Raw genomic sequence first — 26,440 nt, 5'->3', positions numbered from 1 at the left:
CCATCGTGCTCGCCGGCACCCCCGCGCGGCGTGCCGGACCCAGCAAACCAACCCCCGAGTCCGGGGGCAACCCGAAAACGGCGCGTCGTGGCACGCCGCGCGGATCCGGGTCCGGCGGCCGGGAACGACCCGGCTACCTCCGGGCCGCGCTCAGGCCGGCACCTCGAACCGGGACAGCGCCAGCAGCCGGGAGATCGCCCGCAGATATTTCTTGCGGTAGCCGCCGTCGAGCATTTCCTGGGAGAAGATCTCGTCGAGTTTCGCTCCCGAGACGGTCACCGGGGTGCCCGCGTCGTAGAGCCGGTCGGCCAGCACCACCAGGCGCAGGGCCACCGCCTGATCGTTGACCGGGTGCACACCGGAGACGAACACCGCCGGCACTCCCTCGATCAGGGCGCCGAATTTCGACGGGTGCAGGGTGCTCAGATGGCGCAGCAGGGCGTCGAACTCGTCCAGCGTCGCGCCGGGGATGGTCGCCGCCCGTTCGGTCAACTGCGCGTCGCTGCTGGGTTCGGGCGCCGGCGGCAGATCCCGGTGCCGGTAGTCGGGGCCGTCCACCCGCACCGTGTCGAAGATCGAGCCGAGTTTCTTGATCTCGCGCAAGAAGTCCTGCGCCGCGAACCGGCCCTCGCCGAGTTGACCGGGCAGGGTGTTGGAAGTGGCCGCGACCGAGACGCCGCTCGCCGAGAGTTCGGTGAGCAGCCGGGAGACCAGCATGGTGTCGCCCGGATCGTCCAGTTCGAATTCGTCGATGCACAGCACGCTGTTCGCCGACAGCCGCTCGACCGCGTTACCGAAACCCAGGGCGCCGACCAGGTTGGTGAGCTCGCCGAAGGTGCCGAACGATTTCGGCGCCGGCGCGCTGTGGAAGATCGAGGCCAGCAGGTGGGTCTTGCCGACACCGAACCCGCCGTCCAGGTACAGGCCCGCGCCCTGGGCCGGCTTCTTCTTCCCGAAGAACGACTTCTTCTGCCCGGCCTTGTGGATACCGGCGACCTTCTCCGCGAAGGAGCGGGCCGAGGCGACCGCCGCGGCCTGGCTGGGCTCGTTCGGATCGGGAATGTAGGTATCGAAACCGACCTCGTCGAACATGGGCGGCGGTACCATTTGGGCGACCAGCTGGTCGGCGGGGACCTCCGGACGGCGGTCGACGAGGCGATCTGGCATGGACGTAGCCTAGTGACGTGGTATGAGCTGTTGGTATGCAGCGTATCCCCGATGCGATCCAGCTCACAGACCTCGACAACGACGCGCTCGCCGATCTGTACGCCTATCCGGGTGACCCGGAAGACAATTGGTTGCGGGTCAATTTCGTTTCCAGTATCGACGGCGCCGTCACCGGGCCCGGCGGCGTATCGGGTGCCCTGGGCACCCCGGCGGACAAACGGGTGTTCCACTTGCTGCGCGAACTGTGCGACGTCGTGCTGGTCGGGGCGGGCACCGTACGCGCGGAGAACTACGGGGGCGCGCAGACCGACCCGGGCCTGCGCCGTGCCCTGTCCGCCCGGGGCATCGGCGGCCACCCCGCGGGCGATCCACCGCCGATCGCGATCGTGACCGCTTCGGCCGCGCTGGATCCGGACCATCGGGTGATCACCACCGCCCGGACCCCGACGCTGATCCTCACCACCGCGGCGGCGCCCGCCCAGCGGGTACGGGCGCTCGCCGACGCCGGTGCCGAGGTGATCGAGATCGGGGACGAGGTGATCGCGCCGCGGGCGGTTCCGGAGGCGCTCGCCGCGCGCGGGTTGCGGCGGGTGCTGTGCGAGGGCGGACCGCAACTGTTCGGCTCGCTGACCGGGGCGGGGGCGGTCGACGAACTCTGCCTGACCACCGCGCCACTGCTGGTCGGCGGGGCGGCGCGCCGGATCTCGGTATCGCACGAGGAATTCGCGATGCGCATGGCCCCGGCGCATGTGCTGCTGGATCCGGACGGCACCGTGCTCACCCGCTGGGTGCGCGCCTGAGAGCCGGGCGCCGGGCGGGTGCGGCGGGGCGCGGGGCGTCCCGCTCAGGCGGATCCGATCCGGACCTGGCAGGGTATAGCGCATGCGCTGGACTCGGGCAGTGGTGCCGGCCTCGGCACTCTTGATCATGATCGCCGGATGCGGGGCCGGACCGTCGGACCGCCCGCACGTCGCCGTCGAACGTCCGCCTGTACCAGGCGATTCCACCACCTCCGCCCAGGTCCCGCCGCCGCCCGCCGCCGAGGTCCCGAAGCAGGACCTCCCGTGGCGCGAATGCACCCGGGAAACGTTCGATCGGACCGGGATGGGCCCGGGACCCGCCGGACTGGTGCTGGAATGCGCGGACTTCTCCACCCCGATCGACAGCGCTGGTTCGGTGCTGGGCAATTTCCGCACCGGCGCTGTACGCGCCCGGCTGCCGCAGACCCCGCCCGACGCCGCGCCCCTGGTGCTGACCTCCGGGGTGGACCATGCCTCCGGCGCCACCCTCGCGGGGCTGGCCAGCGGTCCGGCGAGCGCCCTGCTCGCCGCGCACCCCCTGGTGGCGGTGGACCGCCGCGGTATCGGCACCTCCCAGGCCATCGACTGCCTGCCCGCCGATATCCGGAGCGGTTTGCAGGACAACGCCCAGTTCACCCCGGGCGGTGACGCGGTGACCGGGATGTCCGATCTGTCCCGCAACGGGACCATCTCCTGCCGGGACTTCCTGCAGCCCTACGACGGCACCTTCGACGCCGCGCACGCCGCCGACGATATCGAGCAGCTGCGCCGCGAGTGGAACGTCGACCATATCGCCGTGCTGGGGACCGGCAGCGGTGCGCTGGTGGGGCTGGAGTACGCCCGCAAGTACGGTGACCGGCTGGCCCGGCTCGTCCTCGATTCCCCCACACCGGTGGGCGTGGACACCGTCACCCGGACCGAGACCGCGGTCCAGGGCGCGGAGGCAGCGCTGTCGGCGTTCGCCCAGCAGTGCGCCGGTCTCGCGTGTTCGCTCGGACCCGATCCGCGCGCCGCGGTCACCGCGCTGGTGCAGAAAGCGGCCGACGGGCAGCTGGGCGACATCTCGGCAAACGCGGTGCGCACGGCCGTCACCGGCTTTCTCGGCAGCCCGCGTGCGGACCAGACCGGCCGGGTCGGCGCCCTCGCCGACGCCTTGTCCGCGGCCGGTCGCGGCGACCCGGGCGGTCTGCAGACGCTGATCGATCAGCAGGAGACCGCCACCGCGACCGACGGCCAGTTCGTCAACGGCTGCACCGATATGCCGCAGACCCCGCCCGCGCCCCAGGTCACCGACCTCTCCGGTATCTGGGCCCAGAAGTACCCGGCATTCGGCCGGGCGACCGCGCTGTCGATGCTGGCCTGCTCGGCGTGGCCGGTGACCGAGGCGCCGGCGGCGCTGAAGAAACTCGAGCTGCCGGTGCTGGTGTTCACCGGCGTGGCCGATCCGGTGACCGGCACCGCCCAGGCCTCGGTGACCGGCGCCCTCGGTGCCGCGGGCGCTCGGACCTCGACCATGACCTGGCAGGGATGGGGTCACCCGGTGAGCGCGCATTCCGGATGCGCGCAGACCGCGCTCGTGGAGTATCTGAAGGACGGCCGGCTGCCCGGCGACGGCACCGCCTGCCCCGCCTGACCGGCACCGCACGACAGCGCCTCGAGCACGGCCCGAGGCGGGCCTGACCGGCGCGGCGAGGGTGGGTCCCGGCAACACCACGGCACCGCCCGGTGTACCGTGCCGTGGTGTTCCTTCGACAGCTCGAGCCCCGCACTGCTCGAACAACCGCCGACGTGATCCGGTTCGCGCTCTGGCCGCTGGCGGTCATGACCGTGCTGAACCGGGTGTTCATCAAGGCTGTCAACGGTTTCGTGACCGATGACTACAAGCCGGTCTACCAGGCCTCGCTGGATTTCCTGAATGGGCGCGAGGTCTACACGGCGAATTTCGATTCGGTCGACCCGCACTACCTCTACCCGCCCAGCGGCACCCTGTTGATCGCGCCCATCGCGGTGATCGACTACGAGAAGTCCCGGTGGCTGTTCATCCTGCTCAACGCGGTCGCCATCCTGATCGCCTGGTACCTGCTGCTGCGGCTGTTCAACTACACGCTGCGCTCGATCGCCGCCCCGGTCCTGCTGCTGGCGATGTTCTTGTCCGAGACGGTGATCAACACGCTGGTGTTCACCAATGTCAACGGATGCCTGCTGCTGGCGGAGATGCTGTTCCTGATTCTGCTGTTGCGGCGACGAGATGTCTGGGCAGGTGTGGTGCTCGGCCTGAGTATGGCCGTCAAACCGACCCTGGCGCCGCTGCTGCTGATCGCCGTGGTCCGCAAACAGTGGACGCTGGTCGCCACCGCGGTGGCCGTGCCGATCGCGCTGACCGCCGTCGCCTGGCCGCTGTCGCGGGATCCGGAGCGTTTCTTCACCCGGACCGCGCCATACCTGTTCGAGACCCGTGACTACTTCAACAGCGCTATTCCCGGCAACGCGGAGTACTACGGTCTGCCGCCCTGGCTGACCTGGACCATCCGGCTCACCATGGCGGTCCTGGTCCTGGTCTCGCTGTGGATCCTGTACCGGTACTACCGTGACGACGAGCTGTTCTTCGTCACCACCGCCTCGGGGGTACTGCTCACCGCCTCGTGGCTGCTGGCCTCGCTGGGCCAGATGTACTACTCGATGATGCTGTTCCCCTTCCTCATGTCGGTCGTGCTGCGCAATTCCGTCCTGCGCAACTGGCCGGCCTGGCTGGCGGTGTTCGGTTTCCTGTCCTACGACAAATGGCTGTCGGACCGCTGGCCCGATATCGGCCGCAACCTGGAATACCTGCGGATCACTTTCGGCTGGGGGCTGCTGCTGGTCGTCGTGTTCTGTGTACTCGGCGACCGGTATCTGGCCGCCCGGCGCGCGGGCCGGTTGCCGCGGCTGGACCCGGTGTGGATGGCCGACGCCCCGGATTCCCGGGACACCGGGGCCGACGATTTCGCGGCGCCGGCCCGGCCCGGCCGCCCGCCGGTGCCCACACCGGTGGAACGGGAACCGGCCGGTGCGCGCGTCGGCGAGACGCAGACCGTCCGCGGCTGATGGAGGACGCACCGCCGCACACGTATTAGCGTGGAGGCATGAGTTCCGAAACGGACGCGACCGATACCTCCCTGCCCGCCCCGAAGATCCAGCTCAGCCCGCAGGAGTGGCGGGCCCGGCTGGACCCCGCGGAGTACGCGGTACTCCGCGAAGCCGGGACCGAGCGACCGTTCACCGGCGAATACACCGACACCACCACCGAGGGGGTGTACAGCTGCCGGGCCTGCGGCGCCGAACTCTTCCGGAGCACGGAGAAGTTCGAGTCGCATTGCGGATGGCCGTCCTTCTTCGATCCGGCCGATTCCGACGCGGTCCTGCTGCGCGAGGACAATTCGCTGGGCATGCGCCGCGTCGAAGTGCTGTGCGCGAACTGCCACAGCCACCTCGGACATGTCTTCGAGGGTGAGGGCTATCCCACACCGACAGACAAGCGGTACTGCATCAATTCGATCTCGCTGCGCCTGCAACCCGCGACCGGCACAGCGGAGTGACCCGTCCCGCTGCCCGGCAGCTGGACGGAGGACGACCACCCGGCCGACGCCGCCGGCCACGGGGCCGGCACCGGGTGGCCGCCGGCTCGGTCAGGGCAGTGCGGCGATGAGCTGATCGAGTTCGACCCGCGGCCCGGTGTAGAAGGGGGTCTCCTCCCGGACGTGCATTCGGGCCTCGGTCGCCCGCAGGTCGCGCATCAGATCGACGATCCGGTGCAGTTCCGGCGCCTCGAACGCCAGGATCCACTCGTAGTCGCCCAGCGCGAACGACGCGACGGTGTTGGCACGCACGTCGGGATAGCCGCGTGCCTCCTTGCCGTGGTCGGCGAGCATCTTGCGGCGTTCGTCGTCGGGCAGCAGATACCACTCGTAGGACCGGACGAACGGGTAGACGCAGATGTAGTTCCCGGGTTCCTCACCGGCCAGGAACGCGGGGATATGACTCTTGTTGAACTCCGCGGGCCGGTGCAGCGCCACATTGCTCCACACCGGGGTGCTGGCCCGGCCCAGTTCGGTGGTGCGCCGGAAATCGGCGTAGGCGGCCTGCAGGTCCTCGACCCGCTCGGCGTGGCTCCACACCATGAAATCGGCGTCGGCGCGCATACCGGCCACGTCGTAGACGCCACGCACCACGACGCCGCGATCGGCGAGCCCGTCGAAGAACTCGCGGGCCTCCTTCAGCGCTGTCGCGCGGCCCTCCCCCAGCACTCCGGGCCGCACCTGGTACACGGAGAACATGAGATAGCGGATGGTGGAGTTGAGAGACTGGTAATCGAGTCGCGCCATGGCCCCATCGTGCCACTCGCCGGATCGTCGCGAGGGCGGGGCCGGTCGATCCGGGCCCGGGCCGACCGGTCTCACCACCCCGGATGAGCGCCGGTCAGGCCGGGGCCGCACCGCCGGCGATATGTGTGGCCGCCCGCGTCGCCGCCGCCACACAGGCGGGCACGCCCACCCCGTGCAGATAGGCGCCGGTCACCGCGAGATCGGCGAAACCGGACAGCGCGGACTCGATCTCGGCGACCCGTTCGGTGTGCCCGGGGGCGTACTGGGCGAGGCCACCGGGCCAGCGCTGCACGATCGCGGAGAGCGGGGTGATCGGCACCCCGGTCACGCCGGCGAGGTCGGCGGTGGCGGCATCGATGAGTTCGGCATCGGACAGACCGAGCACCGCGTCGTCACCGAACCGGCCGAACGAGACCCGCACCAGAGCTGTCTCCCGCGCCGCCAGATGCTCCCATTTCCGGCTGGAGAGCGTGAACGCCTTGGCCCGCAGCGACTCCCCCGTCGCGACCAGTACGCCCGAATTCGGCGGCAGCGCGGTGCCCTTCGGCAGTTCCAGCGCGACCAGCGCGGAGGAGGACAGCTCGATTCCCGCGGCCGCGCGCGCCGCCGCGGGCGCGATATCGGTCAGCAACCGGGATGTCACCGGCGCCGGGGTCGCGAGGACGACCGCCTCGAATTCTCCGAGCGGTTCCACCGCCCATCCCCCCGGTATCCGCCGGAGACCGGTCACAGCGGTATCCCGGACCGTGGTGGCCGCCGTCCGGCCGGCCAGCGCGTCCAGCAGCACGCCGTAACCGTCGCGCAGCGCCCCGAACACCGGCGCGCCGGAGGGCGGCGGCAGCGCGGCGGAGACCGCCTCGGTGAGCGAGCCGGCGCCGCGGTCCAGCGCGGCGGCCAGGGTGGGCAGCGCCGCGCGGAGTCCGATGGAGCGGGCGGAACCGGCGTACACGCCGCCGAGCAGCGGATCGACGCTCCGCGCGACGGTCTGCTCCCCGAACCGGTCGGCCACCAGCGAGCAGACATCGATATCGGTACCGGGCCGCCACGTGAGCGGGCGCGCGGGTTCGGCGGCGATACGCCTCACCGTCGCGGCATCGACCAGGCCTTCGACCGACTCGGCAGCGGCGGGGATACCCATCAGCGTGCGCTCCGGTAGCGGGTGGGCCCGCCCCTGCGACCAGATCAGCGGCCGCAGTCCGGCCGGATGTACCAGCTGGTCGGCGATACCCAGTTCGTCCAGCAGCTCGGGAACCTCGGGCCGACGGCCGACGAACGCCTCCGCGCCCAGATCGACCGGTTCGCCCGCGATCTCGCCGGTCCGCAGAACCCCGCCGACCCGGCCCCGGATATCGGCCACCGTGATCGTGACCGATGCCCCCAGCGACCGGCGCAACCGGTAGGCCGCGACCAGCCCGCTGATTCCGCCACCGACCACCGCGATTCTCATCCTCCGACCGTATCCCGCGCCCGCACATCGCGAGACCGCGGCCCGCGCCCCCGGAGCACCCGGCCGTGCCGGAACCTCCGGTGCCGGAGGGGATTCACGACGGTCGCCGCGGCCTCACAGCTCGTGGACCAGCTCCACCAGCGCGGTCAGCACACCCGGGTCGGTCTCGGGCAGCACCCCGTGACCCAGGTTGAAGATATGCCCCGCGGCGCCCAGGGCCAGCGCCGAATCCGCCTCGTCGGCGATCCGGCGTGCCTCGGCCTCGACCACCGGCCAACCCGCGAAGAGCACCGCCGGATCGAGATTGCCCTGCAACGCTTTCCCGGGCCCGACCCGCCGCACCGCCTCGGTGAGCGGCAGCCGCCAGTCGACGCCGACCACATCGGCGCCGGCCTCCCCCATGGCGCCGAGCAGTTCCCCGGTGCCCACCCCGAAATGGATCCGGGGCACCCCGGCCTCGGCGAGCTCGGCGAAGACCCGCTCCGAATGCGGCAGCACATAGCGACGGTAGTCGGCCAGCGAGAGCGCCCCGGCCCACGAATCGAACAGCTGCACCGCGTCCACCCCGGCCTCGAGCTGGGCCCGGAGGAACACGATGGTGATATCGGTGAGCACCCCGAGCAGCGCGTGCCAGGCCGTCGGATCACCGTGCATCATGGCCTTGGTGCGCTCGTGGTTCTTGCTGGGGCCGCCTTCGACCAGATAGGACGCCAGCGTGAACGGCGCACCCGCGAAACCGATGAGCGGGGTCTGTCCGAGCTCCTCGACCAGCAACCGCACCCCGTCGGTGACCGCGCCCACTTCCTCGGGCCGCAGTCGGGGCAGCGCCCGGACATCGGCGGCCGTGCGTACCGGCGTGGTCACCACCGGGCCGACGCCGGCCACGATATCGAGGTCGATTCCGGCGGCCTTGAGCGGAACGACGATATCGGAGAACAGAATCGCCGCGTCGACGCCGTGCCGGCGGATCGGCTGCATGGTGATCTCACACACGAGTTCCGGATCGAAACACGACTCCAACATGCCGATACCTGCCCGGACCTCGCGGTATTCCGGTAGCGACCGGCCCGCCTGGCGCATGAACCACACCGGCCGCCGAGCCGGGGTGGCGCCGGTGGCGGCGGCCAGGAACGGGGCATCGGACAACCGGCGGCGCGTGTATGTGCTCATCACCCGCCATCGTATGCGGCCCCACCGGGCCGGGCGCGCAAGGCCGCACCGCACCGCCGGGACCACCGATCCGCCGTCCTGGGCGGTGGCTGCACCCGCCGTCCGGCCGGGTTGCGCGGTGTTTACCACGATCGGGCCCGCGCACGCAGCAACAACGGTCGCCCGGCGCGCCTCCGCGCGCCCCGGGTGCTACAGGTCTACCGTCATTCCCCGTGACACCGCTCGATATCCGCGACGGCGCACCCGACGACGGGCCCGGCGACGAACCCGCAGCGTTTCGTGCCGCCGTCTCGGCGATGGGCACCGCATCCGTACACCCGCGGATCGAGCTGTCCCCGATCCGGCCGCCGCAGCGTCTCGCCCCGTACTCCTATGCGCTCGGCGCCGAGGTGATCCACGAGGAATCACCCGTGGTACCGATCGATTCCGACGGCGACGCCTTCGGACGGCTCATCCTGTTGCACGACCCCAGCGGGGACGAGGCCTGGCACGGCGTCTTCCGGCTGGTCGCCTATATCCAGGCCGATATCGACGGCGCGCTGGCTGCCGATCCGCTGCTCCCGGAGGTCGCCTGGAGCTGGCTGGTGGACGCCCTGGAATCCCGGGACGGACCGTTCACCGCGCTCGGCGGCACGGTGACCTCCACCAGTTCGGTGCGCTACGGCGATATCGCCGGTCCGCCCCGCGCGCACCAGCTGGAACTACGGGCCTCGTGGACGGCCCGCACCACCGAGATGCGCCCCCATGTGGAAGCGTTCGGGGAAGTCCTGGCCTACGCGGCGGGCCTGCCGCCGGCGGGGATCACCGATCTGCGGCCCACACCGGCCGGCGAGACCGACCGTGGTTGAATATCGGACGTAGCCGCGGCCACGTAGAGTGGCCCTTTATGCCGGTAGTAGAGGAGCCCGAACACCTGTCCGGTGACCACCCGGATGGTGGCACCGGCCTGCCTCCGGCGTCCGATCCGGGCCCATCCGACGAGGTCACCGATCCCGGTCCGGCCGAACCCGCGGCGGAACCGCTGCTGGTCCCGGCCGAGGGCATTCCCCCGGTCTGCCGCACCGCCGAAGCCGTGGCGGCGGCCGCCGCACGTCTCGCCGCCGGCTCCGGACCGCTGGCGGTCGACGCCGAACGCGCCTCGGGTTTCCGGTATTCGTCGCGGGCGTACCTGATCCAGTTGCGGCGGGCCGGGGCGGGCACCGTGCTCATCGACCCGATTCCGGTCGCCGACGCGCTCGCCCCGCTGGCCGAGGCGATCAACGGACTGGAATGGATCCTGCACTCGGCCGACCAGGACCTGCCCGGTCTGGCCGAGCTGGGCCTGCGTCCGGCGGAGCTGTTCGATACCGAACTGGGCGGGCGGCTGGCCGGATTTCCCCGGGTCGGTCTGGCGGCCATGGTCGAGCAGCTGCTCGGCCGGGCGCTGCGCAAAGGCCACGGCGCCGCGGACTGGTCGACCCGGCCTCTTCCGGAAGCCTGGCTCAACTATGCCGCGCTCGACGTGGAACTACTGATCGAACTCCGTGCGGCCGTGGCGGCCGCGCTGGCCGAGCAGGGAAAAGCCGAATGGGCCGCGCAGGAATTCGAACATATCCGATTGCTCGAGCCGGCCGCGCCGAAACCGGACCGCTGGCGACGGACCTCCGGGATCCATACGCTGCGCCGGGCCCGGCAGCTGGCGATCGTGCGCGAACTGTGGACCACCCGCGACACCCTGGCGTGCGGCCGCGATATCGCGCCCTCCCGGCTCCTCCCGGATTCCGCCATCATCGCGGCCGCCAAGGCCGAACCTGCCTCGATCGGGCAGCTGCGGGAGTTACCGGTGTTCGGTGGCCCGCGCCAGCGCCGCTACTCCCGGGAATGGCTGGGCGCGGTGGAACGCGCGCGGGCTCTGGCGGACGAGGACCTACCCAGGATGAGCCAGCCCTATGACGGGCCGCCGCCGGTGAACCGCTGGGAACGTCGCGATCCTGCCGCCGCGGCCCGGCTGGCCCGGGCGCGCGCGGTGATGACCCGGATCTCCGAGCGGGTGGCGGTACCGGTGGAGAACCTGCTGTCGCCCGATCTGGTGCGGCGGCTGTGCTGGGACGGGCTACCCGACTACCGCAGTGGGCCCGAAGCCGCCGGCGAGGTTGCGGCGGCGGTCGACGGCTTCCTGAAGAGTCACGGCGCCCGCCCCTGGCAGCGCGAACTCGCCGCGCGGCCGCTGGCCACCGCCCTGATCGATCAGCCGCCGAGCTGACGACCGCCCGCGCGGCGCCCCCGAGGCCCGGCCGCGCGGCGGCTAGGGTGCGTCCAGCCAGCCGGTGACGCGGCGGGTGATATCGGGTGCGGTGAGACCCAGTTCCTGACGTACCTGCGCGATACTGCCGGGCTCCAGGAATTCCTGCGGGATGCCGATATCGCGAGCGGGCACGTCCAGACCGGCAGCCCGCAACCGGGCCGATACCGCCGCTCCGATCCCCCCGTGCAGGCCGCTGTCCTCGAGGGTCACCACCAGACGGTAGTTCTCGGCCAGTTTGACGACGGTATCGGAGACCGGCAGTACCCAACGCGGGTCGATGACCGTGGTGCTGATGCCGTACGCCTCCAGCAACTCGGCGGCCTGGAGCGCGGCCGGGACCAGGGCGCCGACGGCCACGAACAGCACATCACCGCGCTGGGCCCGCGCCGAGGGCCCCTCCCGATTCGGCAGCCACAGCACATCCACGCCGTCGAGCCGCTCGATCGCCCGGATCTCGGCGCCCACGCTGTCCTTGGGGAACCGCAGCGCGGTCGGCCCGTCGCCGACCGCCAGCGCCTCGGCCAGTTCCTCGGCCAAGGTCGCGGCATCACGTGGGGCAGCAACCCGCATACCGGGCACCATGCCGAGCAGCGACAGATCCCACATGCCGTTGTGGCTCGCGCCGTCGGCACCGGTGATCCCGGCGCGGTCCAGTACCAGGGTGACCGGCTGTTTCAGCAGGGCCACGTCCATCAGCAGCTGGTCGAAGGCCCGGTTCAGGAAGGTCGAGTAGATGGCCACCACCGGATGCAGCCCGCCCAGCGCGAGTCCCGAGGCCGAGGCCAGCGCGTGCTGTTCGGCGATACCGACATCGAAGAGCCGTTCCGGGAAACGTTCACCGAACGCGGCCAGCCCGGTGGGCCCGGGCATGGCGGCGGTGATCGCGACGATGTCGTCGCGCCGTTCGGCGTGGGCGATGAGTTCCCTCGAGAACACCGAGGTCCAGCTGACCGCGGTCCCACTGCTCACGGATTCCCCGGTGAGCGGATCGATGGGACCGCAAGCGTGCATCTGATCGGCCACATGATTTTCGGCCGGTTCGTAACCGTGCCCCTTCTGGGTGACCGCGTGCACCACCACCGGGCCGCCGAAATCCTTGGCGTGCCGCAATGCCGACTCGAGCGCGACGAGATCGTGGCCGTCCACCGGGCCGACGTATTTGAGACCCAGATCGCTGAACAGCTCCTGCGGGCTCACCGCGTCCTTGATCCCGGCCTTCACCGCGTGCACCATCGAATACGCGGAATCTCCCACGCCCGGAATGCTTTTCAGGAACCGACGGCCCGTGTCGAGCATATGCTCGTACACCGGCTGGGTGCGCAGCGCGGTGAGCCGGTCGGCGAGCCCGCCGATGGTGGGGGCGTAGGAGCGGCCGTTGTCGTTGACGACGATCACCACGGGGCGGTCCTCGGCCGCGGCGATATTGTTCAGCGCCTCCCAGCACATACCACCGGTCAAGGCCCCGTCACCGACGACCGCCACGACGTGGCGGTCCTGGCCGGTGAGCGCGAACGCCTTGGCCAGGCCGTCGGCATAGGACAGCGACGCCGAGGCGTGCGAGGACTCCACCCAGTCGTGTTCGCTCTCCGCGCGGCTGGGATACCCCGACAACCCGTCCTTGCGGCGCAGGGTGTCGAAGCGATCCTTGCGGCCGGTCACGATCTTGTGCACGTAGGCCTGGTGGCCGGTGTCGAAGATCAACGGATCGGCGGGCGAATCGAATACCCGGTGCAGGGCGAGGGTGAGTTCCACCACGCCGAGGTTGGGCCCCAGGTGCCCGCCGGTGACGGCGACCTTCTGCACCAGGAATTCACGGATCTCGGCCGCCAGCTCCCGCAGTTGCGATGCCGAGAGCCGACGCACGTCTTCGGGCGTATCGACCCGGGAAAGCACTCCCACCTGATTCGCTCCCTCCGGATAGCGCAGTTGATCCGACCAGTCTAGGAGCCGCGGCCGACTGCACCACCCGGGCGGCGAGCCGAACACCGGGCCGGAACCGCGGTCCGGCGTATCGGTCCAGCCTAAGGTGAATGACGGGTGCCGCGCGAACCGCGTCCGGCCGCGGGCCCCGGTACAGCGGCGCACCGTCGAGCGCCGGACACCGACCGCGAGGAGATCGGATGACCCAGCCGCAGGCGGGGACGCTGACCGTATTCGGCTACGGCAGCGTCCGCGCCGCCCCCGATCTGATCGTGCTCACGATCGGCGTCGAATGTCGCGCGAGCACCGTCGGCCTGGCCTACGATCGGGCGGGGCGGAGTGTGACGGCGCTGACGGCCGCGTTGCGCGAAGACGGTGTCCCCGGCGCCGACATCGCCACCGGCATGCTGTCGGTGCGCTCGGATACGGCCTGGCAGGACGGTACTTCGCGGGTCATCGGCTATATCGCGACCAGCACGCTCACGGTCACGCTCGCCGCCGCGGCCGACCCCGCGCGGCCGGCCCCGTCGGAGGTGGTGGCCCATGCCGTGGCGGCCGGCGGCGACGACGCGCGCCTGGGTGGACTGCGGCACACCTTCGCCGACCGGGAACGCCTGCTGACACGCGCCCGCGACGCCGCCTGGGACAACGCTCTGGACAAGGCGCGGCAGTACGCCCGCCGCGCCGCTCGCGAACTGGGTCCCGTGCTCGAGATCACCGAGCACACCGCCGCGCCGCCGCCGGCACAGCCCGCCGAACCCGGCGGGATCCGGATGGTCGCCGCGTCCGCGCCGGCGCCGGTGCCCATCGAATCCGGGGAGACCGAGATCACCGCGACACTGCGGGCCACCTGGCAGTTGAAGTAGGGCCACGCGGCACCGCGCGGGCGTAATCAGCGCTCCAGGAGCGCAAGGCATTCCACGTGATGGGTGGCCGGAAACGCGTCGAAGGCGCGCAGTGCGGTCAGTCCGTAGCCGGCGTCCAGGTAGAGGCGCAGGTCCCGGGCGAACGCCGCCGGGTCACAGCCGATGTGCACGATCCGGTCCGGCGCCGCGGCGGCCACCGCGCGGACCACGGGTTTGCCCGCCCCGGCCCGCGGCGGATCGAGTACCACCACCCGCGGGCGTGGGTGGTGGTGTCCGGCCGCCCACTGCTCGACCCGTCCGGTGCGTAATTCCAGCCAGGGTAGATCGCCCAGTGCGGCATTGCCGTCGGCCACCGCGGCCGGTGCGGATTCCAGCGCCCGCACGGTGCCGCCCGGCCCGACCTGTTCGGCCAGCCGCGCCGCGAACACTCCCGCGCCGCTGTAGAGGTCCCAGGCGGTGGCACCCACCCCCGGGTCGGCCCAGTCGGCGACGATATCCGAATAGCATTGCGCGGCACCGCGATGTGCCTGCCAGAATCCGGCCGCCGACACCTCCCAGCGTCGGCCGGCCACGTACTGGACGGCCCGGCCGCTGCCCTCGACCACCCATTCGTCGCGGTCGGTGTGGGCGGCGGCGCGCCGGGCCGCGGTGCGCCGCCGTTGCGCGCTCGGCGTCTCCGCCCCCGCGGCCCGGCCCGAGCCGGCCCGCGGCCCGCGGGCACCTCCGGTACGCCGGTCGGCCCGGCCCCCGGGGCCGGAACGGCCGCCGTGCCGTTCACCGCCGCGCCGGTCGGCGTCCGGCACCGGCGGGGCGATCTCGACGATATGACGGGCCCCGGTGTCGTCGACCGCGATCACCAGCTCCGCACCGGGCATCCAGCGCCGCCGGTCGATATCGTCCAGGGCGCCGGGCACGGGTTGCGGACAGCGGAGGTCGGTCAGCACACCGGTGCTGCGGTAGCGGTGCACCCCGGCCCGGCCCGCCGGATCCACCGCGAGCCGGATCCGGGTGCGCCAGCCACCGGTGTGATCGCCGGACCCGGTGATGGGTTCCACCTCGACCGCGCGCTCGATACCGGTGATGCGACGCAGTTGTTCGGCCACCACGGCCGCTTTCAGCTGCCGCTGCGCCGCCGCGGTGGCAAAGGAGAAATCGCAGCATCCGGCCCCACCCGGGCCCGATACCGGGCAGGTCGCGGGGATCCGGTCCGGCGACGCCTCGACGATCTCCACGGCGTCGGCACGGCAGAACGCGCCGCCGCGGTCCTCGGTGACCCGGGCGCGGACGAGCTCGCCCGGCAGACCGTGCCGGACGAACACCACCCGGCCCTCGTGGCGCGCCACACAGAACCCGCCGTGACCGGGCGGCCCGAGTCGTACCGACAGCACCCGGTCGCGCCACGAACTCATCGGACCTCACCCATTGTCGCCGTAACCGCGCCGTACCGCGCCCGGCGCCGCAGGCTCACCCGCCGCACGGGCGCGCGCCGAGGAGCTCAGCTGCCACGGCACGCTGGTCACCATCACGCCCGGTTCGAACAGCAACCGGCCCTTCAGCCGCAGCGCGCTCTGGTTGTGCAGTACCTGCTCCCACCAGTGCCCGACGACGTATTCGGGGATGAAGACGGTCACCACATCGCGCGGCGCGTCCTTGCGTACCCGCTTCACATACTCGAGCACCGGTTTGGTGATTTCGCGGTAGGGCGATTCGATCACCTTCAACGGGACCGGGTTGTCGCTCCGCTCCCAGTCCCGCACCAGGGCCCGGGTATCGTCCTCGTCGACGTTCACGGTGATCGCCTCGAGGGTATCCGGCCGCCCGGCCCGCGCGTAGGCCAGTGCGCGGCGGGTCGGCAGGTGCAGTTTCGACACCAGGACGATCGAATGGGTCCGGCTCGGCAACACCCCGTCCCAATCGTGTTCTTCCAGTTCCCGGGCCACCGAGTTGTAGTGGTGGTGGATCATCTTCATGATCACGAAGATCACCGCCATGGTCACGATGGCGATCCAGGCGCCGGCGAAGAACTTCGTCACCAACACGATCACCAGGACCGCCCCGGTGGCCACCAGGCCGAGCGCGTTGATGGCCCGGGAGCGCATCATCCGGCGTCGTTCGGCCGGGTCGGTCTCCCGGCTCAGCAACCGGCTCCAGTGGCGCAGCATGCCGGTCTGGCTGAGTGTGAACGAGACGAACACACCGATGATGTAGAGCTGGATCAGCCGGGTGACCTCCGCGTCGAAAGCCACCACGAACGCGATCGCGCCGATCGCCAGGAACAGGATCCCGTTGCTGAAGGCCAGCCGGTCACCACGGGTGTGCAGCTGGCGGGGCAGAAAGCGCGCCTGGGCCAGGACCGAACCGAGCACCGGGAATCCGTTGAACGCGGTATTGGCGGCCAGCACCAGGATCACCGCGGTCACCACGGCCACGAAGTAGAACCCGGGCGTGAAACCGCTGAACACCGCATGCGCGATCTGCGCGATCAATGTCTTCTGCTGGTAGCCCTCGGGCGCGCCGACGAGCTGTTCGGGGTGTTCGGCGAACACCACGTGCGCCTGGCGCGCGAGCACGATCATGCCGAGCAGCAACACGATGGCGATCGCGCCCAGCATCAGCAGGGTCGTCGCGGCATTGCGCGATTTCGGTTTGCGGAAGGCCGGCACACCGTTGCTGATCGCCTCGACACCGGTGAGCGCCGCACAACCCGAGGAGAAGGCGCGGGCGAGCAGGAAGAGCAGGCCCAGGCCGGCCAGATGTTCCTCTTCGGCCCGCAACTCGAAACCCGACGATTCGGCGCGCACGTCGTCGCCCAGGAGGAAGATCCGGATCAGTCCCCAGGCGAGCATGGTGAACATACCGAACAGGAAGGCATAGGACAGCAGTGCGAACAACCGGCCGGACTCCCGCACCCCGCGCAGGTTCATCGCGGTGATCAGCACGATGGCGGCCACCGCGAAGAGCACCTTGTGGGTCGCGACGAACGGGATCGCCGAGCCGATGGTGGACGCGGCCGAGGAAATCGAGACCGCGACGGTGAGCACATAGTCCACCAGCAGCGCGCTGCCCACCGTCAGACCGGCCGTGGGGCCCAGGTTCGTGGTGACCACCTCGAAGTCACCGCCGCCGGACGGGTAGGCGTGCACGTTCTGGCGGTAGCTGGTGACCACGATGACCAGCACCACCGCGACGGCGAATCCGAGCCACGGGGCGTAGGCGTAACCGGCCAGTCCGGACACCGACAGCACGAGAAAGATCTCCTCGGGCGCGTAGGCGACCGAGGACATCGCATCCGAGGCGAACACCGGCAGCGCGATTCGTTTCGGCAGCAGGGTGTGGCCCAGGGAGTCACTACGGAATGGCCGCCCCAACACCAGACGCTTGGTGGCGGTCGTCAACTTCGACACTGGACGGAGCATAAGCCCCCACGTCCCGCCGCGCTGCGAGGCATCACCACTCGGCGGTGTTTGGCGACCCCTCGCGGGGGGAACGTGGCTGGAGGCGAGAACCAGCGAGTACGGTTCGTTTTCGCGGCAGCCACACGGCTGTTCCACTTGCCACAGGGCAGACCGAGTCAGGAGCGAGGTTCACGGTGTACGTGGTGATCATGGGATGCGGCCGGGTGGGGGCGTCGCTGGCCCGCGCCCTGGTCCGGATAGGTCACGAAGTCGCCGTGATCGACCGCAATCCGGACGCGTTCCGGCGGCTCGGCCCGGATTTCCCCGGTACGCAGGTCGTGGGTGTCGGGTTCGACCGCGATGTCCTGCGCCGGGCGGGTATCGAACAGGCCGGCGCCTTCGCGGCCGTGTCTTCGGGCGACAACTCCAACATCATCTCCGCGCGGGTGGCGCGGGAGATGTTCGGTATCGACCGGGTGGTGGCCCGGATCTACGACGCCAAACGTGCCGCCGTGTACGAACGGCTCGGTATCCCGACCATCGCCACGGTGCCCTGGACAACCGACCGGTTCCTGCACACACTGATCGGTGACGCGGGCACCACCACCTGGCGCGACCCCACCGGGACCGTCGCCGTCGCCCAGCTGATCCTGCACGAGGACTGGTACGGGCGCACGGTCAGCGAACTGGAGGACGCCACCGGCGCCCGGGTCGCGTTCGTCATCCGGTTCGGGCAGGGCATCCTGCCGGACGCCAAAACCGTCGTCCAGGCCGACGACATCGTGTACGTGGCCGCCACCTCCGGCTCCGCCGGGGAGGCCGTCGCGCTGGCCGCGAAACCTCCAGCTAGCAAGGACTGATCATGAAAGTGGCCATTGCCGGAGCCGGGGCCGTCGGCCGCTCCATCGCCCGCGAACTACTCCGGGCGGGACACAGTGTCATGCTGCTCGAACGCCAGCTCGACCATATCGACCGCGATTCGGTCCCCGAGGCGATCTGGGTCCATGCCGACGCCTGCGAACTGCAATTGCTCGAGGACGCCGGGCTGGAGGGCTACGAGGTCGTCATCGCCGCCACCGGCGACGACAAGGCCAACCTGGTGCACAGCCTGCTGGCCAAAACCGAATTCGGGGTACGCCGGGTGGTCGCGCGGGTCAACGATCCGCGCAACGAATGGCTCTTCGACGGCTCCTGGGGAGTCGATGTGGCCGTCTCCACCCCGCGCCTGCTGGCCTCCCTGGTCGAGGAAGCGGTATCGGTCGGCGATCTGGTCCGCCTGATGACCTTGCGGCAGGGGCAGGCCAATCTGGTCGAACTCACCCTGCCGCCGGATACCACGCTGGCCGGGAAGCCGGTGCGCAATCTGACCCTGCCGCGGGATTCCGCGCTGGTCACCATTCTGCGCGGCGGACGGGTCATCGTGCCGCAGCCCGACGATCCGTTCGAGGGCGACGACGAACTGCTGTTCGTCGTCTCCGCGGCCGCCGAGGAGGAACTCCGGGCGGTGCTCGCACCGCACGGTATGGAACCACCGCCCGGCGCCACCACCGGCCTGACGCCCGCGCAGGAGGCCGAATACTGACCACCCGACAGCACTCGGCCCGCGGCCGCGCCTCAGGCCGCGACGGGCTGCGCCGCCCGCGCGCGCAGCTTGTTCAACGCCCGGTACTGCATGACCCGGATCACCCCGGGGCTGGTGCCGATCGCGGCCGCGGTCTCGGCCGCACTCCAGCCCAGCACGATCCGCATCACCAGTACCTCCCGGTGCACGGGGTTGAGCTGCTGCATCAGTTCGCGGGCCAGGGAGCCGCGTTCGGCGGCCAGCGCCCACTCCTCCGGGCCGGCCGCGGTGGATACCGCTTCGGGGACCTCGGCCATCGGATAGGCCGGATGGACCTGGGCGCCGCGGAACGCGTCGGACACCTTGTTCGCCGCGATGCCGTACACGAAGGCGAGGAACGACTTCCCCTGGTCCCGATAGCGGCCGAGGGCTTGGACGGTGGCCATCAGCACCTCCTGCGCCACATCGTCGGCGGTAACGTGCAGATGAGCGGCGGTGCCCAGGCGGGTCCGGCAGTAGCGCTGGACCAGGGGCTGGATCAGGCGCAGGATTTCGGCCACCGCGGCGCGGTCGCCGCCGGCCGCCGCCGGGACGAGAACCTCCAGTTCGGCGGATACCCGGCGGCTCCGGGACCGCACCGGATGTTCGGACCCCCGCTCGGGGCGGGTGATCGGGTGCTGCTCGGTTCGCATTCGCCAGTCCTCTCGGGGAGATCGTCTTCGGTAACGATCGTCCGATGAACGGCGCACGCGGGATAGACACCAAAGGGTGGGTCCTCGTCCACCCTTTCGGATGATGCCGTCCCGGCCCTTCGGGTGATGCGGCGGCGCGTGCGCGTCAGGCCGGGTCGGCCGAATGCCGTCCGGAGCCGGCGGGCAGATGCCCGGCGCGGCGCACCGCCCAGACCGTCACCACCAGCGCGACGGCGGTGAGCGGCCAGCCCATCCCGATCCGCGCGGCGGCGAGCCAGCCCGTACTGTCCGTGTCGTAGAGGTGATTCTGGACCAGGTAGCGGGCCCCGAAGACGAGCACCCAGGCCACGGTCGCCAGATCGTAGAGGCGGACCACCCGCGGATCCGCGCGCCAGTCGCCGCCGTGGCCGTTGAGTACCCCCCACACCACCCCGACCAGGGGCCGCCGGAGGAGTATCGAGATCAGGAACGCGGCACCGTAGATCAGGCTGGTGTAGATCCCGAAGAGGAAGAAACCCTTGGCCTCGCCGACCCGCCAGGCGATCAGCGCGCAGATACCGACGCCCACGAAACCGGAGATGGCGGGCTGGATCGGCTCGCGGCGCACGAGCCGCCAGACCAGGATCGCCGCGGCCACCCCGAGCGCGGCCCAGATCGCCGCGGTGAGCCCGAACAGAGTGTTCACCGGAACGAACACCAGCACCGGCAGCGTCGAGTAGATCAGGCCACCGAAGCCGCCCAGCTGTTCCAGCAAGGTCTGCTTGTCCGGCTCCTCAGGTGTGTCGTCGGCGGAACCGGCCCGGGCGGCGGGTGCGGATTCCGGGGTGGTCGCGGCCCGAGGCAGCGGTCTGGTGGCGTACTCGTCGCTCGATGGCATACGTCAGCTGTTTCCGCGCAATTCGTAGTAGGGGTTGTACATCACCTTGCGGCCTTCGCGTTCTCCCACCCGGCCGCGCACCATGATGCGCCGTCCCGATTCGATACCGGGGATCCGGCGTCGCCCGATCCACACCAGGGTGATGGCATCGGTACCGTCGAAGAACTCCGCCTGCATACTCGCGCCCGAGGCCTGCGGACAGGAGTCGACACTGCGCAAACGGCCCAGCATCGTCGCCTCCTCACCGCGCCGGCACTCCGAGACCCGGCAGGCGCCCGAGGCGTCCGCCGTCTCCGCCAGCTCCTCGGCGTCGAGCTGATCGATATCCTCGGTCAATCTGCGGCCGAGCTTGCGAAAATATCCGGTCGCGGACTTGGCGCCCGCTTTTCTTCCTGCCGCGGAAGACATCGCCTGCTCTCCTGTGCGCGGATGATATGGGTCGCACGTCATCCGATTTCCGTACTCCGGCCCGGCTGTGGCCGTACCCGCCACTGTAGATGGGTACCGGCGGCACCGCTACGCTCGGTCCGGTGTTCGATTCCCCACGTCCGGCCGTTGTCGTCGCCCTGCCCGGAACAGGTTCCGACGCGCACTTCGCCCGCCGCGCGTTCGGCCCCGCATCCGCCGCCGCGGGAATCGATTTCCTCCCCGTGGAGCCCGACCCGGCCGCGGTGATCGAGAGCTACCGCACCGCCCTGGACGACGCCGCGACCCGCGGCCCGGTGCTGGCGGCGGGTATCTCGCTCGGGGCCGCCGTCGCGGTCGAATGGGCCGCGGCGCGGGAGCCGGGCGAGGTCGCCGGGGTGGTGGCGGCACTGCCCGCGTGGACCGGCCCGGATACCGCGCACTGCCCCGCCACGCACAGCGCGGCCGCCACCGCGGCCCGATTGCGGGCCGAGGGTCTGGACGCCGTACTCGCCGCGATGCGGGCGAGCAGCCCCGGCTGGCTCGCCGACGCACTCACCCGGTCGTGGCGCACCCAGTGGCCGGGGCTGCCGGCAGCACTCGAGGAAGCGGCGCAGTACAAATGGCCGGAACCCGCCCTGCTGGACGCGCTGCGCGTTCCGCTGACGGTGATCGCGGCGTCGGACGATCCGGTGCATCCGGTGGCCGTAGGGCGGGAATGGGCCCGCCGGGCACCCCGGTCGTCGCTCACCGAGGTCACGCTGGACGAATTCGGCGCCGATCCCGCCCTGCTGGGACGGCTGGCGCTGCGTCATCTCATCTGACAACCGGCGATCCGGCCGGCGACCGACCTACGACACGAGCCCGGACACCGGTTGAACGAGCACCTGTGCCCGCCGCACGACCCCGCGGCGGCCGGAGCGACCCACCGCGCCCGGGCGGGCCACGGTCTCCGCCGCCGGCCTCCTCCCGCCCCCGGGCCGGCCACTTCCGTACCCGGCCCCCTACCCGCCACCCGACCCACCCGGGCGGCGGGACCGCGCCGTCGCTCAGTTGCGTCCGAGCTGTTGCATCGCCGACCCTTCGGCACCCCGCCGCGGCTGCTGCGGCTGCTGGGGCGGCAGCACCGCGGGCGTCGGCGAGGGCCGGGCCGCCGGCGGCGGGGTCGCGACCTGCTGTTGGGCCTGCTGTTGCTGCTGATGGGCGGCGGTGAGCTGTTCGGCGAGCTGCTGGGGCAGGACCACCGGCAGCGGTTCACGGACCGGCAGCGCGTCGGTGCCGCGCCGGATGATCGTTTCGCTGAGCACGGTGCGCGCCGCCACGACCAGCGGACCGCCCGCCACGGCGGAGCCCGAGGGTCCCGCCGCCACCAGCCGGATCATCCACCGGTACCCGTCCACCCCGATGAAGCGCAGATCGGCGCCTTCGGTGACGGCCACCAGTTCCCGGCCCCACGGGCCTTTCTCCACCGAGACCCGGGCCCCGTCCTTGCGCAGCGATTCCGCGAGATCGGCGGCCACGGTGCGCCACTGTCCCTTGGATTTCGGCGCGGCGTAGGCCGCGACGGTGATTCGCCCGTGTTCGGTGGCCAGATGTACCGCCTGCGGGGTGCCCTGCGGGGTCATCTCGACCTGCAGCTGCCCACCCGGCGGCACCGGCAGGATCACCGAGCCGAGGTCGAGCCGGGTATCGGCGAAGTTTTCCAGCACCTCGGCGACATCGTCGTAGTCGTACGGGCCGCGCCGCTGGGGCTCGGTATCGGGGTCGTCGATCGCGGCGTCGTAGGCGTCGCTGTAGGCGGCACCGCCGTACCCGTCGTCATAGCTCTCGTCGTAGTCGGCGCGGTGGTATCCGCCGTCCTCGTAGTTCTCGTAGTCGCCGGTCGCGTACTCACCCGTGGTGTATTCACCGGTGTCGTGCTCGTCGCCGGATCTGCGTCCGCCGGATTTCCGTCGTCCGAACATGTCAGGCCTCCTTGCCGTCGGCGGCGTCCGCCCCGCCCGGCGTCAAACTCGCGTGTCCCCCGCTGGATCCGTGACCACCCACACCGCGCGCGGACTCGTCGAGCCGGTCCACCGCCACGAACTCCACCAGTTCCACCCGCTGCACCAGCAGCTGGGCGATCCGGTCACCGCGGCGCAATTCGATGGGCGTGCGTGGATCGTGGTTGATCAGGCAGACCTTGATCTCACCCCGGTACCCGGCGTCGATGGTCCCCGGCGTGTTCACCACGGATAGGCCGGCCTTGGCCGCCAGCCCGGAGCGGGGATGGATCAGGCCCACGGTGCCCACCGGCAGCGCGACAGCGATACCGGTGCCGACCAGTACCCGCTCCCCCGGCTCCAGGACGACATCCTCGGCGGTGCACAGATCCACGCCCGCGTCGCCTTCGTGGGCGCGCGTCGGCATGGGAATCCCGGGGTCCAGCCGCAGCAGCGGTATCGGTGAGAGTGCGTTCACGTCCGACCAGCCTACGCGCAGGCCCGGCGCCGGTGTCGCTTAGTGTTGAGTCGTGTCCGACCAGCCTCGACCCACCGAAACCGAGCGTCCCGCGCGACCGGAACCGACCGCCTATCGCGAGCGCCTCTGGGTGCCGCTGTGGTGGTGGCCGGTGGGCTTCGCCCTCGCCGGTCTGCTCGCCGCGGAGATCCATATGGGAGCGCCCGGTCTCCGGGCCTGGCTGCCGTATGTCCTGCTGTTCCCGGTGCCCGTCTGGGTGCTGTTGTGGATGAGCCGGCATCGCCTCGAAGTCACCCCGGACGCGGCGGGCACCCCCGAACTGCGAGTGGACCGGGCCCATCTGCCGGTATCGTTCGTCGCCCGGGCGACCGTGGTGCCCACGAGCGCCAAGAGCGCGGCGCTGGGCCGTCAGCTCGATCCCGCGGCCTATGTCCAGCACCGTCCGTGGATCGGCAGCATGGTCCTGCTGGTGCTCGACGACCCGGACGACCCGACGCCCTATTGGCTGGTCAGCACGCGTCGGCCCACAGCGGTCCTGGCCGCGCTCGGCCTGCCGAGCGCGGGATGACCTCACCTACCGCTCAGGCCGCGCAATCCATGCAGATCATCTGACCGCCCGCCTCACTGGCGAGGCGGCTGCGGTGATGTACCAGGAAACAGCTCGAACAGGTGAACTCGTCGGCCTGTTTCGGGATCACCCGGACCGTCAGCACTTCCTCGGACAGGTCCGCGCCGGGGAGCTCGAACGACTCCGCGGTATCGGATTCGTCGACATCCACGACGGCGGACTGGGCCTCGTTGCGACGAGCCTTCAGCTCCTCCAGCGAATCCTCCGACACCTCGTCGGACTCCGTACGCCTCGGTGCGTCATAGTCGGTTGCCATGTCGTCTTCCCCTCGTCCTTACTCCGTATATCCGGATCGGCGCACGCCGCCTGTCGACCGCGCCCGCCGCCCCGCCGGTGGTGCACTTCACACCCGCACCGGTCCTCTATCAGCGCGAATCCAGTGGACTCACCTCCGATAGCGTCCGGACAACGCATGAGTTGCCCTGCTTGTTCCCGCGACCGAACGCCGATTTACTCATAGTTATTTCGGTCTGGGCGGCCAGACAATAGCGGACCATGCGGAAAATGTCGCAATCGAAACCCGGCCGTGTCGAAACCGCCGGGCAATCGATATGCCGCCCCGAGCGTGCCGTGACCGCCCCCGGTAACGCGCCCGGAGCGGCCTGGGCAATGCGCGGCGCGCGGGCCGGGGTACGTACAGTATCGACGTGGTTTCACTGATCACCGAAGGCAGTCCGACGGATGCCAAAGGCCGCCCCTATCCGCGTCGACGGCCGCGGCCGTGGCTGATCCTCGTCGTCGTTCTGTTGGTTGTTTGCGCAGGTCTCTGGATCAAGGCTCTGACCACCAACGATGACGACCACACGCCGATGGCGTGCAATTCGCCGACCCCGGCCACCGACCCCAAGGCGGCCCCGCAGCCGCTGCCCGGTCAGCGGGTCGGGACGAGCCGCCTCGAGGATGTGGAGCCCGCACCGATGGCGGGTACCCAGGTGCGTGTCCTCAACGCCAACGGACAGCGCGGTCAGGCCGCGCACGTCGCGGCCCAGCTCGGTGATCTCGGTTTCGGCAGCCCGCCCGGGGATCCATACGGTAACGATCCGGTATACGCCAACGGTGACCTGGAATGCACCGGCCAGATCCGGTTCGGCGAGAACGGCCGTCCGGTCGCGGCCGCCGTGCAGCTGGCCGTCCCGTGCGCCGAGCTGGTCGAGGACAAACGCACCGACAAATCCGTCGACCTCGTGCTCGGCTCGCTGTTCGGCGGCGATCTGCAGCCCAACAACGACGCCGAGGAAGTACTCCGGTCGCTGAAGAACCCGGTGAGCGGGGAGAGCCCCGCGATCGACCCGGATATGCTCGCGGCCGCGCGAACCGCCCGCTGCTGACCCCGCCGAGACGAGGTCAGGTCTCCGGGATCGGCGCGGCGACACCCAGGCGGTCCAGCAGCGCGAAGAGTTCGTCGGCGATACCGGGCGCCGCGGCCACCACGAGTGCCCCCGCGGCGCCGGTCGTCGGCAGCGGGGGCAGCCGCAGCATCGCACCGGCCTCGGCCGCGATCAGCGCGCCGGCCGCCCAGTCCCACGGATTGAGTCCGTGCTCGTAGTGGGCGTCCACCCGCCCCTCGGCGACCATGCACAGATCCAGCGCGGCCGCGCCGATCCGGCGGATATCGCGCACATGCGGCAGCAGCTCGGCGATACACGCCGCCTGCCGGGTCCGCCGCGGAACCCCGTAGGCGAATCCGGTCGCGACCAGCGCGAGCCGCGCGGACCGCACCGGGTTGCACCGCAGCGGCGTATCGCGGCCGTCCGGGCCGATGCGCAGTGCCCCGAGTCCAGTGGCCGCGGTGTACACCGTCGACGCGGCGACATCGGCGACCGCCCCCGCGACCGGCCGCCCGCCGCGCACCGCGGCCACCGATACGGCGTACGCCGGAATGCCGTAGAGGAAGTTCACGGTGCCGTCGATCGGGTCGACCACCCAGATCACCTCGTCGTCGGCCGCCGCGCCCGGATCGCCGCCCCCCTCTTCGCCGAGGATGTGGTCGCCGGGGCGCAGCCGGGCCAGCTCGTCGCGGATCAGCTGTTCGGTCTCGGTATCGACGACGGTGACCGGGTCGGTCGGGGTGCTCTTGGTGCGCACCGCGGCCTCGGCGGAGGCCGCGGAGGCGAAGACCTCGCGGCGGCGGACCCGGACGTGCGCGGCGGCGATCCCGGCAAGATGGGTCGCGATCCGGCGCAGCACGGTCGCATCGGCGGGGGCGGGTTCGGTGGCAGCGGTGAGAGACCAAATCGATTCCGGCACGCCCTCCATCGGAGCACAGATCCTGCGGGGAGGTCGTCCGGGCGCGCACATTACCCTTGTCGTGCACACCACATCGGCGGAGCGCTGCCGCGGAGGAGACAGCGCGACGCGGTGGCCGGCCGTCGCCGTCCGGATTTCCTCGCGCGCGGCCGGGTCCACC

26 protein-coding genes are annotated in these 26,440 nt (G+C 70.8%); 12 read left to right on the top strand and 14 right to left on the bottom strand.

Going from position 1 to position 26,440, the window contains the following annotated elements:
• Positions 1-150: 150 nt before the first annotated feature.
• A complete protein-coding gene (gene zapE, locus ABZV91_RS09010) occupies positions 151-1,167 on the bottom strand; it encodes a cell division protein ZapE (RefSeq protein ID WP_355237737.1) in 1,017 nt (338 codons plus the stop codon).
• A 35-nt stretch (positions 1,168-1,202) separates the two neighbouring features.
• Here zapE and ABZV91_RS09005 point away from each other — a divergent pair, with 35 nt between their 5' ends.
• The 4 genes from ABZV91_RS09005 (at position 1,203) to msrB (ending at position 5,542) form a co-directional block, all read left to right on the top strand.
• Positions 1,203-1,967 carry a pyrimidine reductase family protein gene (locus ABZV91_RS09005; protein ID WP_355237734.1) on the top strand — a complete coding sequence of 255 codons (765 nt, stop codon included), beginning with the start codon at positions 1,203-1,205 and terminating at the stop codon, positions 1,965-1,967.
• Between the two features lie 82 nt (positions 1,968-2,049).
• Positions 2,050-3,600, top strand: a complete 1,551-nt coding sequence (locus ABZV91_RS09000; RefSeq protein WP_355237731.1) for an alpha/beta fold hydrolase — start codon at positions 2,050-2,052, stop codon at positions 3,598-3,600.
• Between the two features lie 107 nt (positions 3,601-3,707).
• Positions 3,708-5,051, top strand: coding sequence for a glycosyltransferase family 87 protein (locus ABZV91_RS08995; protein ID WP_355237729.1), 1,344 nt, complete (start codon positions 3,708-3,710; stop codon positions 5,049-5,051).
• A 38-nt stretch (positions 5,052-5,089) separates the two neighbouring features.
• On the top strand, positions 5,090-5,542 hold the full coding sequence (msrB, locus tag ABZV91_RS08990; RefSeq protein WP_085995425.1) for a peptide-methionine (R)-S-oxide reductase MsrB: 453 nt from the start codon (positions 5,090-5,092) through the stop codon (positions 5,540-5,542).
• Between the two features lie 90 nt (positions 5,543-5,632).
• Here the strand turns inward: msrB and hemQ are convergent, their stop codons facing one another.
• The 3 genes from hemQ to hemE form a co-directional block, all read right to left on the bottom strand.
• On the bottom strand, positions 5,633-6,328 hold the full coding sequence (gene hemQ, locus ABZV91_RS08985; RefSeq protein WP_355237726.1) for a hydrogen peroxide-dependent heme synthase: 696 nt from the start codon (positions 6,326-6,328) through the stop codon (positions 5,633-5,635).
• A gap of 94 nt (positions 6,329-6,422) precedes the next feature.
• The gene (locus ABZV91_RS08980; RefSeq protein WP_355237723.1) at positions 6,423-7,775 is read right to left on the bottom strand and encodes a protoporphyrinogen oxidase; all 1,353 of its coding nucleotides are present in this window, start codon (positions 7,773-7,775) and stop codon (positions 6,423-6,425) included.
• Positions 7,776-7,889: 114 nt separating this feature from the next.
• Positions 7,890-8,945 (bottom strand): uroporphyrinogen decarboxylase, encoded by a 1,056-nt coding sequence (gene hemE / locus ABZV91_RS08975; RefSeq protein WP_355237720.1) that lies wholly within the window; start codon positions 8,943-8,945, stop codon positions 7,890-7,892.
• Between the two features lie 212 nt (positions 8,946-9,157).
• On the opposite strand from hemE, the gene ABZV91_RS08970 reads away from it, so the two are divergent.
• Both ABZV91_RS08970 and ABZV91_RS08965 read left to right on the top strand, forming a co-directional pair.
• Positions 9,158-9,793 (top strand): DUF3000 domain-containing protein, encoded by a 636-nt coding sequence (locus tag ABZV91_RS08970; RefSeq protein WP_355237717.1) that lies wholly within the window; start codon positions 9,158-9,160, stop codon positions 9,791-9,793.
• 38 nt (positions 9,794-9,831) lie between these two features.
• Positions 9,832-11,187 carry a ribonuclease D gene (locus tag ABZV91_RS08965; RefSeq protein WP_355237714.1) on the top strand — a complete coding sequence of 452 codons (1,356 nt, stop codon included), beginning with the start codon at positions 9,832-9,834 and terminating at the stop codon, positions 11,185-11,187.
• Between the two features lie 42 nt (positions 11,188-11,229).
• On the opposite strand, the gene dxs is transcribed toward ABZV91_RS08965, so the two are convergent.
• On the bottom strand, positions 11,230-13,128 hold the full coding sequence (gene dxs, locus ABZV91_RS08960; protein WP_355237711.1) for a 1-deoxy-D-xylulose-5-phosphate synthase: 1,899 nt from the start codon (positions 13,126-13,128) through the stop codon (positions 11,230-11,232).
• A gap of 221 nt (positions 13,129-13,349) precedes the next feature.
• Between dxs and ABZV91_RS08955 the strand changes: the two genes are divergently transcribed.
• Positions 13,350-14,015, top strand: a complete 666-nt coding sequence (locus tag ABZV91_RS08955; RefSeq protein WP_355237708.1) for an SIMPL domain-containing protein — start codon at positions 13,350-13,352, stop codon at positions 14,013-14,015.
• A gap of 26 nt (positions 14,016-14,041) precedes the next feature.
• Here the strand turns inward: ABZV91_RS08955 and ABZV91_RS08950 are convergent, their stop codons facing one another.
• Both ABZV91_RS08950 and ABZV91_RS08945 read right to left on the bottom strand, forming a co-directional pair.
• Positions 14,042-15,424, bottom strand: a complete 1,383-nt coding sequence (locus tag ABZV91_RS08950; protein ID WP_355237705.1) for a TRAM domain-containing protein — start codon at positions 15,422-15,424, stop codon at positions 14,042-14,044.
• Positions 15,425-15,430: 6 nt separating this feature from the next.
• Entirely contained in the window at positions 15,431-17,419 is a 1,989-nt protein-coding gene (locus tag ABZV91_RS08945) for an APC family permease (protein WP_355237702.1), read from the bottom strand.
• A gap of 185 nt (positions 17,420-17,604) precedes the next feature.
• On the opposite strand from ABZV91_RS08945, the gene ABZV91_RS08940 reads away from it, so the two are divergent.
• Complete coding sequence (locus ABZV91_RS08940; protein ID WP_355237700.1) at positions 17,605-18,270, top strand: TrkA family potassium uptake protein; 666 nt, start codon at positions 17,605-17,607, stop codon at positions 18,268-18,270.
• 2 nt (positions 18,271-18,272) lie between these two features.
• Positions 18,273-18,992, top strand: coding sequence for a TrkA family potassium uptake protein (locus ABZV91_RS08935; protein ID WP_355237697.1), 720 nt, complete (start codon positions 18,273-18,275; stop codon positions 18,990-18,992).
• Between the two features lie 32 nt (positions 18,993-19,024).
• Here the strand turns inward: ABZV91_RS08935 and shbA are convergent, their stop codons facing one another.
• The 3 genes from shbA to ABZV91_RS08920 all read right to left on the bottom strand — a co-directional run bounded on the left by shbA (position 19,025) and on the right by ABZV91_RS08920 (position 20,948).
• Entirely contained in the window at positions 19,025-19,663 is a 639-nt protein-coding gene (gene shbA / locus ABZV91_RS08930) for an RNA polymerase sigma factor ShbA (protein ID WP_355237694.1), read from the bottom strand.
• A 145-nt stretch (positions 19,664-19,808) separates the two neighbouring features.
• Positions 19,809-20,540, bottom strand: coding sequence for a DUF3159 domain-containing protein (locus ABZV91_RS08925; protein WP_355237691.1), 732 nt, complete (start codon positions 20,538-20,540; stop codon positions 19,809-19,811).
• 3 nt (positions 20,541-20,543) lie between these two features.
• Positions 20,544-20,948: an OB-fold nucleic acid binding domain-containing protein gene (locus tag ABZV91_RS08920; protein ID WP_355237689.1), complete on the bottom strand. Its 405-nt coding sequence runs from the start codon at positions 20,946-20,948 to the stop codon at positions 20,544-20,546.
• 122 nt (positions 20,949-21,070) lie between these two features.
• Between ABZV91_RS08920 and ABZV91_RS08915 the strand changes: the two genes are divergently transcribed.
• Positions 21,071-21,769: an alpha/beta hydrolase gene (locus tag ABZV91_RS08915; RefSeq protein WP_355237686.1), complete on the top strand. Its 699-nt coding sequence runs from the start codon at positions 21,071-21,073 to the stop codon at positions 21,767-21,769.
• Positions 21,770-21,994: 225 nt separating this feature from the next.
• Here ABZV91_RS08915 and ABZV91_RS08910 read toward each other — a convergent pair whose 3' ends face one another.
• Positions 21,995-22,909, bottom strand: a complete 915-nt coding sequence (locus ABZV91_RS08910) for a DUF3710 domain-containing protein (protein ID WP_355237683.1) — start codon at positions 22,907-22,909, stop codon at positions 21,995-21,997.
• 1 nt (position 22,910) lies between these two features.
• Positions 22,911-23,405 carry a dUTP diphosphatase gene (gene dut, locus ABZV91_RS08905; RefSeq protein WP_355237680.1) on the bottom strand — a complete coding sequence of 165 codons (495 nt, stop codon included), beginning with the start codon at positions 23,403-23,405 and terminating at the stop codon, positions 22,911-22,913.
• Between the two features lie 52 nt (positions 23,406-23,457).
• On the opposite strand from dut, the gene ABZV91_RS08900 reads away from it, so the two are divergent.
• A complete protein-coding gene (locus ABZV91_RS08900) occupies positions 23,458-23,973 on the top strand; it encodes a DUF3093 domain-containing protein (RefSeq protein ID WP_355237677.1) in 516 nt (171 codons plus the stop codon).
• Between the two features lie 13 nt (positions 23,974-23,986).
• Here the strand turns inward: ABZV91_RS08900 and ABZV91_RS08895 are convergent, their stop codons facing one another.
• Positions 23,987-24,289, bottom strand: a complete 303-nt coding sequence (locus tag ABZV91_RS08895) for a DUF4193 domain-containing protein (RefSeq protein WP_355237674.1) — start codon at positions 24,287-24,289, stop codon at positions 23,987-23,989.
• A gap of 391 nt (positions 24,290-24,680) precedes the next feature.
• Between ABZV91_RS08895 and cei the strand changes: the two genes are divergently transcribed.
• The gene (gene cei, locus ABZV91_RS08890) at positions 24,681-25,361 is read left to right on the top strand and encodes an envelope integrity protein Cei (protein WP_355237671.1); all 681 of its coding nucleotides are present in this window, start codon (positions 24,681-24,683) and stop codon (positions 25,359-25,361) included.
• A gap of 16 nt (positions 25,362-25,377) precedes the next feature.
• Here the strand turns inward: cei and ABZV91_RS08885 are convergent, their stop codons facing one another.
• Positions 25,378-26,268, bottom strand: a complete 891-nt coding sequence (locus ABZV91_RS08885; protein WP_355237767.1) for an inositol monophosphatase family protein — start codon at positions 26,266-26,268, stop codon at positions 25,378-25,380.
• Positions 26,269-26,440 lie beyond the last annotated feature (172 nt).

It is taken from the genome of Nocardia sp. NPDC004568 (assembly GCF_040609955.1).
Lineage (GTDB): Bacteria > Actinomycetota > Actinomycetes > Mycobacteriales > Mycobacteriaceae > Nocardia.
Note: the sequence above shows the minus strand (reverse complement) of the source record. Positions and strands in the feature narration are given on the sequence as shown.

Bases quoted from the DNA above. Each gene is read 5' to 3' on its own strand.
- zapE (WP_355237737.1), bottom strand. From the start codon at position 1,167: ATGCCAGATCGCCTCGTCGACCGCCGTCCGGAGGTCCCCGCCGACCAG.
- ABZV91_RS09005 (WP_355237734.1), top strand. From the start codon at position 1,203: ATGCAGCGTATCCCCGATGCGATCCAGCTCACAGACCTCGACAACGAC.
- ABZV91_RS09000 (WP_355237731.1), top strand. From the start codon at position 2,050: ATGCGCTGGACTCGGGCAGTGGTGCCGGCCTCGGCACTCTTGATCATG.
- msrB (WP_085995425.1), top strand. From the start codon at position 5,090: ATGAGTTCCGAAACGGACGCGACCGATACCTCCCTGCCCGCCCCGAAG.
- hemQ (WP_355237726.1), bottom strand. From the start codon at position 6,328: ATGGCGCGACTCGATTACCAGTCTCTCAACTCCACCATCCGCTATCTC.
- ABZV91_RS08980 (WP_355237723.1), bottom strand. From the start codon at position 7,775: ATGAGAATCGCGGTGGTCGGTGGCGGAATCAGCGGGCTGGTCGCGGCC.
- hemE (WP_355237720.1), bottom strand. From the start codon at position 8,945: ATGAGCACATACACGCGCCGCCGGTTGTCCGATGCCCCGTTCCTGGCC.
- ABZV91_RS08965 (WP_355237714.1), top strand. From the start codon at position 9,832: ATGCCGGTAGTAGAGGAGCCCGAACACCTGTCCGGTGACCACCCGGAT.
- ABZV91_RS08955 (WP_355237708.1), top strand. From the start codon at position 13,350: ATGACCCAGCCGCAGGCGGGGACGCTGACCGTATTCGGCTACGGCAGC.
- ABZV91_RS08950 (WP_355237705.1), bottom strand. From the start codon at position 15,424: ATGAGTTCGTGGCGCGACCGGGTGCTGTCGGTACGACTCGGGCCGCCC.
- ABZV91_RS08935 (WP_355237697.1), top strand. From the start codon at position 18,273: ATGAAAGTGGCCATTGCCGGAGCCGGGGCCGTCGGCCGCTCCATCGCC.
- shbA (WP_355237694.1), bottom strand. From the start codon at position 19,663: ATGCGAACCGAGCAGCACCCGATCACCCGCCCCGAGCGGGGGTCCGAA.
- ABZV91_RS08925 (WP_355237691.1), bottom strand. From the start codon at position 20,540: ATGCCATCGAGCGACGAGTACGCCACCAGACCGCTGCCTCGGGCCGCG.
- ABZV91_RS08920 (WP_355237689.1), bottom strand. From the start codon at position 20,948: ATGTCTTCCGCGGCAGGAAGAAAAGCGGGCGCCAAGTCCGCGACCGGA.
- ABZV91_RS08910 (WP_355237683.1), bottom strand. From the start codon at position 22,909: ATGTTCGGACGACGGAAATCCGGCGGACGCAGATCCGGCGACGAGCAC.
- ABZV91_RS08895 (WP_355237674.1), bottom strand. From the start codon at position 24,289: ATGGCAACCGACTATGACGCACCGAGGCGTACGGAGTCCGACGAGGTG.